The sequence below is a fragment of the Nonomuraea sp. 3N208 genome (assembly GCF_052245935.1).
Classification (GTDB): Bacteria; Actinomycetota; Actinomycetes; order Streptosporangiales; family Streptosporangiaceae; genus Nonomuraea.
The window spans coordinates 60,845-73,817 of sequence record NZ_JBQQBR010000023.1 but is presented as its reverse complement, the minus strand read 5'-3'; the positions used below and the strand labels follow the sequence as shown (position 1 = coordinate 73,817).

Sequence of the window (12,973 nt, the reverse complement as noted above, 5' to 3'; positions counted from 1 at the left end):
GCACGGATCCGCCGTGACGTGGTCGGCGCACGCGTCCTTCAAGGAAGGGAAACCCCGCGTGAGCCACCTCCATGAGCACGAAGAGGCGCTTGGCCGCCGCTTAGGACTCAACCGCCGCCAGTTGTTCGCGGCCACCACCGGCGTCGCCGCCGCGGCCGCCGTATCGCTGGCGGAGCCCGCGCAGGCCGCCACCCGACAGCCGCTGATCCCGCCGGGCAAACGCGGCATCATCCTCTACACCGTCCGCGACGCGATCTCCCGCGACCCCGCGTCCACGACCCTGCCGTCCGGCTTCCGCCGGGTGCTGGAGACGCTCGCCGACATCGGCTACAAGCAGGTCGAGTTCGCCGGCTACCGTCAGCACGCCGGCTCCGAAGGCGGCGCGAACTTGGAGACCGTCGAGGGCGCCAGGCTGCTGCGGACCTGGCTCGACGACAACGGGCTCGAGGCCGAGGGCAACCACGGGTTCATCCCCGGTTCGTGGCCGTTGAGCACCGCCGACCTCGACCGGTTCAAGCAAGTCCTGGAGATTGCCAACATCCTCGGCCTGGGCCACGTGGGCACCGGAGCCGACCCCACCAACAGCCCGTACAAGAGCGACTGGGACGTCGCGGCGGAGAAGTGGAACGAGCTCGGCCGGATCGCGTGCGAGGCCGGGGTCAAGCTCTACACCCACAACCACGACGCGGCGTACGCGTTCCTGCTGGACAGCGGCCCGCTCGACGCGCAGGGGCGGCCCACCCGGTCCTCCGGCGTGCGCAAGCTGGAGTACTTCTTCGAGATCAGCGACCCCAGGCGCGTGCACTTCGAGATGGACATCTTCTGGGCGCACGTCGCCCAGTTCAAACACCGCACCTTCACCGCGCCCGACGGCTCGACACAGACGAACATCTTCGACCCGCTCGCCACCGTGCGCGCACGGGAGCTGCGATTTCCGCTGTTCCACGCCAAGGACGGCACGTCCAACCCGGCCGTGCCCAACGGCTACGACATGGTGCCGTTCGGCACCGGCGACATCGACTACCGCCGCTTCTTCGCCAGACTGCGGCACATGGGCTTCCACAACCCGATGTACGAGCAGGACAACGCACCCGGGGCCGACCCGGCCCAGTCCCTGCGCTACGCAGAGCTGAGCTACGCCAACATGGCCGAGTTGCGCGCCTGAACACAGCCGGACCGCTACGTGATCCCCTGCCGTTGCCGCGGCAGGTGTAGGCGCAGACACCGCTGCCTGCGGACCACCGTAGCGGCCCGGGTCCCGACACTCCTCCCTCCAAGGAGCAGCATCGTCATGCACTTTACCCGAGCGATGACGGCCGCCCTGGTGGCCGCCGCGACCCTCGCGTTACCCGCCGCGCCCGCGCGGGCGCAGGATCCGGCCACCGTGTGGTCGAGCTACGAGAAGATCACCCTGACCAAGAACGTGGGCGAGCCCATCGACCTCGCGGTCCTGCCGGACCGGCGAGTCCTGCACACCGCCCGCAACGGCGACATCCGCCTGACCGACCCCGCCACCGGCGTCACGAAGATCATCAACACCATCCCGGTCTACGGCAACTCCGAGGACGGGCTCCAGACGATCGCGATCGACCCGGACTTCGCCGCCAACAAGTGGGTGTACGTCTACTACGCGCCCAAGACCATGACCGCGCCGTACCCGGAGACGACCCCGACCGGCTCGGCGCCCACCTCGCTGCCTGCCGGCGCCGACGACACGTACTGGAACCAGTGGAAGGGCTACAACCAGCTGTCCCGCTTCAAGTGGACGGGCAGCGCCCTGGACCTGTCCACCGAGCAGGTCATCATCAAGGTCGAGACGCAGCGCGGGCAGTGTTGCCACGTCGCCGGCGACCTCGACTGGGACGCCGACGGCAACCTCTACCTCGCCACCGGCGACAACACGCCGGCCGGCACGCCAGGGGCCAACGGGTTCGCGCCCAACAACGACGCGCCCGGCATGAACCCCGGCTTCGACGCCCGGCGCGGCGCGGGCAACACCAACGACCTGCGCGGCAAGATCCTTCGGTTCAAGGTGGCCGGCGACGGCACGTACACGATCCCGGAGGGCAACCTGTTCCCGCCGGGGACGGACAAGACCCGGCCGGAGATCTTCGTCATGGGGGTGCGCAACCCGTTCCGCATCGACGTGGACGCGGCGACCGGCACCCTGTCGTGGGCCGACTACGGGCCCGATGCCGGCGCCGGCGACCCCAACCGGGGACCCCTGGGCTACGTCGAGTGGAACGTCACACCGCTCATCAAGCCCATGAACAGTGGCTGGCCGTACTGCACGGGCAACCACTTCAACTACAACGACTGGGACTTCGCGACCGTGCAGCCGGGGCCGTGGTTCGACTGCGCGGCCGGGCCGCAGAACACCTCCCGCTGGAACACCGGCCTCACCCAGATCCCGGCCGCCGTGCCGGCAGACCTGTACTACGGGGACAACAACACCCACCAGCCCGCCGCATGGGCCGGACTGACCGACTTCGAGCCGCAGGGCGGGCAAGGGCCGATGGGCGGCCCGATCTACCACTACGACGCGGCGAATCCGGCGCCAGGCAAGTTCCCGCAGTACTGGGACGGCAAGGCGTTCTTCGCCGAGTTCTCGCAGGACTACCTGGCGGCCTTCACTGTCACGTACCCGGACGGGCCCGTGACCGCGCTGGAGCACTTCCTGCCCAACAGCGCGCTGCGGACGGCGGCGCAGCCGATCACCGACAGTCCGATGGACATCGAGTTCGGCCCCGACGGCTCCCTGTACGTGCTCGACTACGGCGACGGGTTCTTCCGCGCCAACCCGGACGCCGGGCTCTACCGCATCGACTACACGCCCGCCAACAAGACACCTCAGGCGCGCATGGAGGCCGCGCCGACGTCGAGCAGCGGGGCGCCGCTCACGGTCGCGTTCGACGCGAGCGGCTCGACCGACACTGAGCCCGGGGCGTTGACGTACGAATGGGACTTCGACGGCGACGGCACGTTCGACGCCACCGGGGCGACGGCCACACACACCTACACCGAGCTGGGGCAGTACGTGGCACGGCTGCGGGTCACCGACTCCGGCGGCCGGGCAGGGCTCACCTCGACCGAGGTCACCGTGGGCAACACCGCGCCCGAGGTGACCGTTCAGACGCCGCCGGACGGGGCGTTCTTCGACTGGGGCGACGCGGTGCCGTACAAGGTCGGGGTGTCGGACGCCGAGGACGGGAACACGCCCGTGTGCGGCCGCGTCCAGTGGGCGTTCGGGCTCGGCCACGACACGCACGCCCACCCGGAGACCACTGGCACGGGCTGCGCCGGCGCCTGGCCGACTCCGGCGAACGCGCCCGAACACGGAGAGACGGAGAACATCTACGGCGTCGTGGTCGTCACCTACCGCGACAACGGCAACGGCGACATCCCGGGCGCGCTCGGCGAGGCCGCCCTCGTGCTCAACCCGAAGCAGGCGCAGGCCGAACACGCCGACGAGAGCAGCGGCGTGACGACCACGCCCGACGACACCGCGTCCGGCCGGGCCAAGGTCACCTCGTTCGACGCCGGCGACTGGATCGCCTACGACCCGGTCAACTTCACCGGCATCAGCGGGCTGCGCACCAGGGCCACCGGCGCCGGGACGCTCTCGCTGCGCTGGGGCTCGGCGACCGCCGAGCCGTTCGCCACCGTCGAGGTGCCGTCCGGTGACGGGTGGCAGACGGTGACGACCTCGTTCGGGGCGGCCCCGGCGGGCAGCGGGCGGCTGTACGTCACCTCGACAGGAGGCGTGGTCGTGGACGTCTTCACCTTCCTCGGCGACGGTGTCGCCGACACCAGCCCGCCCACCGTCACGGCCGCGCTCAACCCGGCCCAGCCGAACGGACAGAACGGCTGGTACACCGGCAACGTCACGCTCACGGTCACCGCCACCGACGACGGCACCGTCGCGAGCCGCCAGTACTCGCTCGACGGCGGCGCCACCTGGGCCAACGCCAACAACCCCGTGACGCTCAGCGCCGAGGGCGCCAAGGAGGTCCGCTACCGGGCCACCGACAACGGCGGCAACGTGTCCCCGGTCGGCAGCGTCACCGTGAAGATCGACAAGTCGGATCCGGTGCTGACGATGAGCGGAGTGGAGGCCAAGCCGTACGGCGACTCGGCCTCGGTCACCCCGGTCCTCACGGCCACGGACGCGGTCTCAGGCGTCGACGGCGTCACCGCCAAGATCGACGGCACGTCGGTCCCGTCCGGCACGCCGGTCCAGCTGTGGACGCTGCCACTCGGTGAGCACCAACTGGTCGGGACCGCCACGGACAAGGCCGGGCGGAGCACGACGCAGACGGTGACGTTCTCGACCACGACCTCGTACGCCGACCTGCGGACGCTCGTGGCCCGCTTCGCCGAGAGCGGCTCCGTGACCCGCAAGGCCGCCGCCGACCTGCTGAAGCTGCTCGACCTGGCCGAATGGCACGAGACGCGGGGCAAGCCGGCACCGGCGATCGACGCACTGCGGCAGTTCGTCAAGGTGGCCGAGAAGCGGGACAACGTGCGGGACGCGGCCGTCCGCGCCGCCCTCGTACGGGACGCCCAGGCGCTGATCGCCCGGCTGAAGGAGGTGTAGCGACGGTCGGTTTTCCGCGAACCCGCCAATTCCGGCGGGTTCGCGGCAGTGGGGCCTAGCGACCGCTCCACTTGATCTCGTACGGCTTCAGCGTGTGCTCTTTGCCGTCCACCGTCGTGGCGACCTGCGCGTCCGTCGTGTTGACCAGCAGCAGCTGCTCGGGCTGGGCCAGCACCCGGACCTTCGGGTCCGAGGGGGAGACGTCCTCGAGCTCGGCCCCGGCCGGGAACCACTTGGCGAAGTTGCTCACCAGCTGCCCGGTCGGGAGCGGGGCGCCGGACTTCGGGTTCCACAGGCAACCCTGGCAGGCACCCTCCTTGGCCTGCGGGTTCCAGTACAGCGCGGTGGCGGCGCCGCTCTTGGCGAACTCGATCATGGAGGCGGCCTGGACGGCGAGCCGCTTGTCCTCGGGCCAGTCGGTGCCGTCCTCGGGCACGAAATACCACTCCGACCACCAGATCGGCATGTCGTTGGTCTTCTTCCGCAGCCACTCGGTGACCGCGCTGAACTTGCTCAGCGCGCCGAACTCGTCAGGCAGCAGCTCGTGGGCATCGGTCGGCGAGGCACCGTCGACGACGATGAAGTCGGCGCCCTTCTTGTTCTCGTACCAGTAGTTGAAGGCGTCCAGAACGTTCTGGTTGACCACGCCCCAGTCGCCGCGTAGCTCGGAGTCGCCACTCTTGTTGCTGTCGAACCCGAGGTACGGGCCGCCGATCTTGGCGTCGGGACGGACCGCCTTCACCGCGTCGTAGACCTTGTTGTACAGCTCCGTGTAGCCCTTGTAGTCCGCGGGCTTGGAGTGGTCCTTCCAGAAGCCCTTGAACTCGTTCCAGACCAGGAAGTAGTCGACGTCCTTGTATCGCTCGGCCACGGTCGCCGCCAGCTTGGCGTAATCGTCGAAGTGCTGCGGGTAGGGGGCGTCCTCCAGGTGCTCCGCCCAGCCCTCCTGCGAGGTCGGTCCCTCGGGGCCGCCCTTCATCCAGTCGGGGGCGCAGCAGAGCGTGATGATCGACGTGCCGCCGGACTGCTTCATGAAGCCCACGCGGCTGTCGAGGTCCTCCCAGAAGTATTCCTGCCGCCGCGGCTGTGGGTTGAGCGCACCGAAGCCCATGATGTGCTGGTTCTGCAACATGGGGGTGCGGGCCAGCGATTGGGCCACGGTCTGCTCGAACTGCGGGGTGATGTTGTTGGCGCTGGTCCCCGTGTGTGTGAACCCCCAGCGCGGCCAGTCGGGCTCCACGTCCGGCGGCTTCTGGACCTCGGAAGGCGACTGCGCCGGCGACTGCTTCGCCGCGGAGGTCGCGGGATCCGCGCCGGGGGAGGCTGCGGATCCGCAGCTCGCTAAGACCACCGCGACCGCGGAGGCGGCGATCATCCGGATCGGCCGCCCCCACATCGACTTCCCGCTATCCGAAGGCACCTGGTCTCCTCATGATTCGTTTGGCTGAGAGCATCGCACGGACGGCCGCCCGAGCGGTGGTCGCGGACTTGATTCTCAGTGAAGCGTTACCGTCGGCCGTGCCTCAGGGCCGTACCCGCAGGTCGGCGAAGAGCGCCCGGTGGTCCGAGCCCGGCACGTCGTGGATCTCCACGGCGGTCGCACCGGCCCGGCCGTCGGTGAGCACATGGTCGATGGCCACCAGAGGCGGGAACCTGCGCATCGGCCAGGTCGGCACCAATCCCTGACCGGTGGCCGCCGCCGCGTCCGTGTAACCGGTGGCCAGCAGCCCCCGGAACACGGCGTGGTCGAGCGTGGCGTTGAAGTCGCCCGCCAGTATCCGCGGCGGGCCCGACGACGGCGCGGGCGGCAGCGTGCCGACCCCGGCCTCCCACTCCGGCACCGTCCTGGGGACCGGCGCCACCGGGTGCACGACCACGACCTCCACGGCCGACCCGCCGGGCAGCGCCACCTCCGCCACCGGCATGTGGTGCCCGACCGGCTGGAACACCCCGGAACGTTCCCGCAATGGGTAACGCGCGTACACGCCGCTGCCCACCGGACCCCACGTCTCCGGCTTGGCCACCTGGTACGGCAGCAGCCCCTCGAGCCCCGCCGCCGCCAGCCGGTCGCGCGCCGACCACGTCAGCTCCTGCAGGCTGAGCACATCCACGTTCAACCTGCGCACCAGGTCGACGATCACCTGGGCGTCCCCGCGCCCGCCGTTGAGGTTGGCGGTCAGCACCCGCAGCGGCCGCCCCTCGGCGGGGCCGGACGTCGCGATCGCCCGCGGCACGACGCACCAGGCCAGGCAGGCGCACACCGCCAGCATGACGGCGATCGCGGCCCTGCTGCGGGTGGCGACCGCCACCGCCAGCACGACCAGCGCGGCGAGCGCGAAGTACGGCGTGAACGAGACCAGCGGCACGAGCAGGACCCCCGACTCCAGCCCGCCCAGCCGCACGGCCGTCCCCACGGCGAACAACGCCGCGACCCCTGCGGTCAGCCGCGCGGCCCATTTTCGCCGGGGCCGGCCCGGCACCGCCTCGTTCGCGGCGGCCTCCTGTAAAAGCACGCCCACGAACCTAAGCGGTCATCATTAAATTTCCATGATGACGATTCGTCAGCCGATTCGGGCCCCCGGCGCGGGGTCGTCAGCCGGGTCGCGGAAAGCGCACGCGAAGACGTGCTCCCCGGACCCGACGACGATGGCCTGCTCGGGCTCCGCGGGCAGGTGAACGGTGGCCGTGGCGTTCGGCGGGACGACCACGCGCAGCTCCATCCGCCCGCCGGCGCGTTCCCAGCCTGCCTCCGCCCGGCCGTAGGGCGTCTCCAGCGCGGCGCTCGCGCGGGTCAGGCCGCCTCCGGGGTACGGCCGTACGAGCAGCTCACGGTAGCCGGGCGCGGCAGGCGCCAAGCCGGCGACCGTGCGGTGCAGGAAGTCGGCCACAGCGCCGAGGGCGTAGTGGTTGAAGGAGGTCATCTCGCCCGGGTTGACCGTGCCGTCGGGCAGCATGCTGTCCCAGCGTTCCCAGATCGTGGTGGCGCCCATGGTCACCGGGTACAACCACGACGGGCAGTTGCGCTGCGTGAGCAGCGCGTACGCGGTGTCGTACGCGCCTACCGAGCACAGCGCGTCGCAGATGAGCGGCGTGCCGACGAAGCCCGTGCCGATGCGGTGGTCGTCCTGGGCGACGAGCTGGACCAGCCGGCGCCCGGCCCGCTCCCGCTGCTCCGGCCCGTCCAGCAGGTCCAGGGACAGGGCGAGGGCGTAGGCCGTCTGGGTGTCGCAGGCCAGCCGCCCGGACGGGGTGACGAACTCGCGGCGGAAGGCCGCGCGCACCTCCCTCGCCAGCACGTTGTAGTGCTCGGCGTCGGAGGAGCGGCCGAGCAGCGCCGCCGTGCCGGCCACGATGGAGGCGGTCCATGCGTGGTAGGCGGTGGCGACGAGCGCGTGGTCGGTCCGCGCCTTGCCCGGATTGTCCGGGGGAGCGGCGGGGTCGAGCCAGTCGCCGAACTGGAAGCCCTCGTCCCACAGGTGGTCGCCGCCGGTCAACCCGGCCACCTGGTCCACCCACGCCGTCATGCTCGGGTACTGCGCGCGCAGCAGCCCGAGGTCGCCGGAGCGCTGGTAGAGCACCCACGGGACGATCACCGCGGCGTCGCCCCAGGCCGCGGCCGGAGCAGGCGGGAACAACAACGACACCCACGGCACGTACGGCGGGACCGTGCCGAGTTCGGCCTGCTCGGCGGCCAGGTCGGCGAGCCAGGACGCCAGCGGCCCCGTGCACTCGTACAGGAAGGCCGCCGCGGGGGCGAAGACCTGGATGTCACCGGTCCAGCCAAGCCGCTCGTCCCGCTGCGGGCAGTCGGTGGGCAGGTCGACGAAGTTGCCGCGCATGCTCCACCGGACGTTGTCGTGCAGGCGGTTCAGCAGCGGGTCGGAGGAGTCGAAGGTGCCGATGGGCCGCATGTCGGTGTGGCAGACGACGGCCTGGACGTCGGCCGGGTCAAGCTCGCCCGGCCAGTCGTCCACCTGCGCGTAGCGGAAGCCGTGCAGGGTGAAGCGGGGCTCCCACTCCTCGGGCGTGCCGTCGCCGCGCAGCGTGTACTGGTCGAGCGCGGCCGCGTTACGCAGCGGGCGCAGCGCCAGGGCGCCGTTCTCCAGCACCTCGGCGTGCCGGAGCGTGACGGTGTGCCCGGCCGGGCCCTGCACGCGGATGCGCAGGCGGCCGGAGACGTTCTGGCCGAAGTCGAGGATCGTCTCCCCGGACGGCCCGGTCAGCACCTCGACCGGGCTCAGCGTCTCCACCCGGCGCACGGGCGGGCCCGTCGGGGCCACCAGCCGGTCCGGGTCGTGCCGTAGCACGTCGGCGGGCAGCCAGGAGGCGTCGTCGAAGCCGGGCTCCGACCAGCCGCGCGGCAGCAGGCGGGCGTCGTGCTTCTCACCGTCGTACAGGCTCGCCGCCGTGACGGGGCCGGGGGTGCAGCGCCATGCGCCGTCGGTGACGACGGTGTCGGTGGCGCCGTCGGCGTAGGTGATCTCCAGCTGGGCGATCAGCGCGGTGCGGTCGCCGTAGATGTCGGTCTTGCCGCCCATGAAGCCGAGCCGGCCCCGGTGCCAGCCGTCGGCCAGGGTCGCGCCGATGGCGTTGCCTCCCTCGCGCAGGAGGTCCGTGACGTCGTGGGTGCGGTAGCGCAGCCGGTGGCCGTAGCTGCTCCAGCCGGGGGCGAGCACGTCGTCGCCGACCACCCGGCCGTTGAGCTCGACCTCGTACGTGCCGTGCGCGGTGACGTACAGGCGGGCCCGCTCGACGGGGCCGCGCAGGGTGAAGTCGCGGCGGAGGAGCAGCGCGGGCCCGTCCGGCACACCCAGCAGGTCGAGGGGCGGTGCCGCCGCCTCCGCACGCCACTCGCCGGGCTCGAGCAGCCCCGCCTCCACGTACGACCAGGCGCTCCAGTCGCCGGCCGAGCCGTCGGCGCCGTGCACGCGCACCCGCGCGCCGCGCCGCTCGCGCGAGCCCAGCTCCGCGCCCGGCCAGGGCACCAGCGCCGACTCGCCGGACTCGACCCGTCCGGTCGCCGTGCCGTCGCTCAGCTCGATCTCGTACGCCTGCTGCCGCCAGCCGGGGATGTCGGTGGTGACGGCCCAGGACAGGCGAGGGGCGGGTTCGCCGATGCCGAGCGGGTGCCGGTGATGCTCGAAGGTAGGGGCGTGGACGTGAAACGAAGAAGTCATGTCATCCCTTGATGGCGCCGGCGGTCATGCCGTCGACGATCTTGCGGTTGAAGAAGACGAACATCAGCAGCGGCGGGATCGTGATCAGGACGATGTCCATGAACAGCAGGTTCCACTGCGTGTTGTAGAGGCTCTGGAAGTTGTAGAGGGTCAGCTGCACGGTGGCGTTGTCGTCGCCGGGCAGGAAGTACAGCGGGTTGACGAAGTCGTTGAAGACGGCCACCGAGCTGGTCAGGATCACGGTGATGGTGACCGGCTTGAGCAGCGGGAAGATCACGCGGAAGAAGAGCGTGAACCCCGTGCAGCCGTCGATCATGGCGGCCTCGTCCAGCTCGCGCGGGATGGCCGCGATGAAGGCGCGGAAGAGCAGCACCGCGTACGACAGGCCGTAGGCGACCTCGACGAGGATCAGCCCGTGCAGGGTCTTGAACAGGCCGAGCCCCTGCAGCAGCCAGATCGTGGGGACGATCGCGGGCGGGATGACCAGCCCCGACAGCACCAGGAAGTCGGCCACCTTGCCGACCTTGCCGACGCGGCGCTGCAGCACGAACGCGGCCATCGCGGCGAACACCACGATCAGCGCGACGGACGCGACGGTGAGGATCGTGCTGTTGACGTAGGCCCGCAGCAGCAGGTAGTCGCGCGCCTCGATGACCTCGATGAAGTTCCGGACCACGGGCCAGCTGGTGGGCCAGGCGAAGTCCAGGTCGGCGGACTGCACCTGGTCCTTGACCGCGGTCAGCAGCATGAACGAGAACGGGATCAGGAAGACCACGGTGGCCACGAGGAGCGCGATCGTCTCCGCGCTGAATCTCTTGAGCGCTCTCATGCGGCGACCTGCCTCTTGCCGAGGAAGTAGTTGAGCGGCACGACGATGGCGGTGACGACGACGAACAGGATGACGTTGCCCGCGGTGGACAGGCCGAAGAAGCCGGCCTGGTACTGCTTGTAGATGATCGAGGCGATGGTGTCGCTGGTGAAGCCGGGCCCACCCCGCGTCATCGTCCAGATCAGGTCGAACGAGCGCAGGCCGCCGATGAACGACAGCAGGATCACCGAATACGTGGCCGGCCAGCTCAAGGGCAGCGTCACGTGCCGGAAGCGGTGCCAGGCGCCGCCACCGTCCACGGCCACCGCCTGGTAGTAGTCGCGCGGGATGGACATGATGCCGGCGATGTAGATGACGGTGGCGATGCCCACGCCCTTCCACACGTCCACCAGCGCCACCGACAGCAGCGCCGTGTTGGCGTCGCCCAGCCAGTCGGGACCGTCGACGCCGACCAGGGCGAGGGCCTTGTTGACCAGGCCGGTGTCCGGCCGCAGCAGCGCGCTGAAGGTGAAGCCCACCGCCACCGTGGACACCAGCACGGGGAAGAACACCACCGAGCGCAGGAAGCCGCGCAGCCGCAGCCTCGAAGTGAGCAGCACGCCCAGCAGCAGCCCGAGCACCACCTTCAGCCCGCTGGTGACCACCGCGTAGATGAGGGTGTTGGCGAAGCCGATGCGCAGGTTCTGCTCGGCGAAGAAGTCGCGGAAGTTCTGCAGCCCGACGAAGGTGCTGTCGAACAACGTCCAGCGGGTCAGCGCGAAGTAGAAGGCCATCACCGTCGGCACCAGGAAGATCACCAGGTAGACGACGGCGGCCGGCACGTAGAGCGCGTACGGGTAGGCCGCACGCTGCTTCGACGCGTGAACGTGCTTCTTCTCGCGGGCCGGGCCGGGCCCCGTGCGGGGCCCGGCGTGCTGCTTGGTCACCATCCTGCGAGCCCCAACTGCTGGGCCTGCTTCTCCACGTCCTTGTCGTACTGGGTGGCGCCCTCGGCGGGCGGCGTCAGCCCGGAGCCGACGGCGACGGTGATCTGCTCCAGCGACGGGCCCTTGACCGGGGAGACGAACTCCAGCGCGGGCGCGGTCGCTCCCTTGTCGACGTACGCTTGCAGGTCCTTGGCCACCTGGATGGCGTCCTCGGGCAGCTTGGCGCCCTGGATCCGGTACGGCCCGGACGGCTGGACGAGCTTGCTGACGGCGTCGGCGCCCGCAGGCGAGGCGACGAAGGCCAGGAACTTCTTGGCCGTCTCCAGGTTCTTGGTGGTCTTGGGGATGTAGATGCCGGCCGGCTCCCAGAGCGTGGCGCCGTTCTTGGCGGCGTCGGTGCCGGGGATGGCGAAGAAGCCGACGTCGGTGGCGGCCTGCGGCATGGTGGCCACCAGGGGCGGCAACGTGGCGCTGAGCATCGGGTAGTGCGCGCCCTGGCCCTCGATCAGCATCTTCATGCCCTGGTCGTTGGTGGCCGAGCCGAAACCCTTGTTGAGGTAGCCCTTGCTGTGCACCTCCGCCAGATGCTGGAAGCCCGCCATGGCGGCCGGGGTGGTGGCGAACTTGGCCTTGTTGGCGGTGTAGTTCTGCGCGAAGGTCGGGTCCGCCGCCTGGACGTTGTAGAAGTCGCCGAGCACGAGCAGCTGTGACGTCCAGGTGTCCTTGAACGTGGCGATCATCGGCGTGATCCCGGCCGCCTTGATCTTGTCGTTGTTGGCCATGAACTCCGCCCAGGTCGTGGGCGGCTTCAGGCCGAGCTTGTCGTAGATCTTGCGGTTGTAGAGGATGCCGCCGCCCAAGGCGGTGCCGCCCGGCACGCCGTACGCCTTGCCCGCCTGGCTCACCACCGGCAGGAAGTCCTTCTGCACGTTCTGCAGCACCGGATCGCCGGTGAGGTCGACGAGGGTCTGGGCGGGGTTGAGCGCTTGGAGCAGCGAACCGGAGTTGTACCAGAACATGTCGGTCATGTCGCCGGTCGAGAGCCGGGTCTTGACGATGTTGTCGCCCTCGCTGCCGCCCGGCCGCGTCTCGGTCTCGATCTTGATCTTGGGGTTGGCCTTCATGAAGGCTTCCGTGAGCGCCTTGGCCGAGTTGACGGTTCCTGGGCCGTTGTCCACGAGAAACGTCAGGGTGGTGGTGCCGTCTGTGGCGGGCTCGGCGCCTGAGCCCGAGCCGCAGGAGGTCAGGGCCGCTGTCGCGAGAACGGCCACGGCCGCTCCCAGTACGCGGTACGAGGTCTTCACAACGCCCCTCCGGGTCCGTTGAATCGTTTTAAACGCCCCCGATGCCAGTTAACGTAGGCGTCACATACGGGAGTCGTCAAGGGCGAATTTGGGGAACGATTCCCAATCGTGACACGGGGAAATTCCGTCTCCGGAGGGTT

The 12,973-nt window shown here is 70.1% G+C and carries 8 protein-coding genes; 2 read left to right on the top strand and 6 right to left on the bottom strand.

Translation table 11 applies throughout. The features are described from left to right. The first annotated feature begins 58 nt into the window (after positions 1-58). Both ACTWPT_RS31910 and ACTWPT_RS31905 read left to right on the top strand, forming a co-directional pair. Entirely contained in the window at positions 59-1,165 is a 1,107-nt protein-coding gene (locus ACTWPT_RS31910) for a sugar phosphate isomerase/epimerase family protein (protein ID WP_443181201.1), read from the top strand. A gap of 126 nt (positions 1,166-1,291) precedes the next feature. Then, positions 1,292-4,597: a PQQ-dependent sugar dehydrogenase gene (locus ACTWPT_RS31905; protein WP_443181200.1), complete on the top strand. Its 3,306-nt coding sequence runs from the start codon at positions 1,292-1,294 to the stop codon at positions 4,595-4,597. A gap of 55 nt (positions 4,598-4,652) precedes the next feature. Here ACTWPT_RS31905 and ACTWPT_RS31900 read toward each other — a convergent pair whose 3' ends face one another. The 6 genes from ACTWPT_RS31900 to ACTWPT_RS31875 all read right to left on the bottom strand — a co-directional run bounded on the left by ACTWPT_RS31900 (position 4,653) and on the right by ACTWPT_RS31875 (position 12,800). Continuing rightward, positions 4,653-6,017, bottom strand: a complete 1,365-nt coding sequence (locus tag ACTWPT_RS31900) for a xylan 1,4-beta-xylosidase (RefSeq protein ID WP_443181199.1) — start codon at positions 6,015-6,017, stop codon at positions 4,653-4,655. 103 nt (positions 6,018-6,120) lie between these two features. Then, positions 6,121-7,110: an endonuclease/exonuclease/phosphatase family protein gene (locus tag ACTWPT_RS31895; RefSeq protein ID WP_443181198.1), complete on the bottom strand. Its 990-nt coding sequence runs from the start codon at positions 7,108-7,110 to the stop codon at positions 6,121-6,123. A 48-nt stretch (positions 7,111-7,158) separates the two neighbouring features. Continuing rightward, the gene (locus tag ACTWPT_RS31890; RefSeq protein ID WP_443181197.1) at positions 7,159-9,774 is read right to left on the bottom strand and encodes a glycoside hydrolase family 78 protein; all 2,616 of its coding nucleotides are present in this window, start codon (positions 9,772-9,774) and stop codon (positions 7,159-7,161) included. Between the two features lies 1 nt (position 9,775). Then, on the bottom strand, positions 9,776-10,603 hold the full coding sequence (locus ACTWPT_RS31885) for a carbohydrate ABC transporter permease (RefSeq protein WP_443181196.1): 828 nt from the start codon (positions 10,601-10,603) through the stop codon (positions 9,776-9,778). Continuing rightward, positions 10,600-11,532 (bottom strand): carbohydrate ABC transporter permease, encoded by a 933-nt coding sequence (locus ACTWPT_RS31880; RefSeq protein WP_443181195.1) that lies wholly within the window; start codon positions 11,530-11,532, stop codon positions 10,600-10,602. Before ACTWPT_RS31880 ends, ACTWPT_RS31885 begins: the two co-directional genes overlap by 4 nt. Beyond that, the gene (locus ACTWPT_RS31875; RefSeq protein WP_443181194.1) at positions 11,526-12,800 is read right to left on the bottom strand and encodes an ABC transporter substrate-binding protein; all 1,275 of its coding nucleotides are present in this window, start codon (positions 12,798-12,800) and stop codon (positions 11,526-11,528) included. The genes ACTWPT_RS31880 and ACTWPT_RS31875 overlap by 7 nt, the downstream gene beginning before the upstream one ends. Positions 12,801-12,973 lie beyond the last annotated feature (173 nt).

Bases quoted from the DNA above. Each gene is read 5' to 3' on its own strand.
- ACTWPT_RS31905 (WP_443181200.1), top strand. From the start codon at position 1,292: ATGCACTTTACCCGAGCGATGACGGCCGCCCTGGTGGCCGCCGCGACC.
- ACTWPT_RS31890 (WP_443181197.1), bottom strand. From the start codon at position 9,774: ATGACTTCTTCGTTTCACGTCCACGCCCCTACCTTCGAGCATCACCGG.
- ACTWPT_RS31885 (WP_443181196.1), bottom strand. From the start codon at position 10,603: ATGAGAGCGCTCAAGAGATTCAGCGCGGAGACGATCGCGCTCCTCGTG.
- ACTWPT_RS31880 (WP_443181195.1), bottom strand. From the start codon at position 11,532: ATGGTGACCAAGCAGCACGCCGGGCCCCGCACGGGGCCCGGCCCGGCC.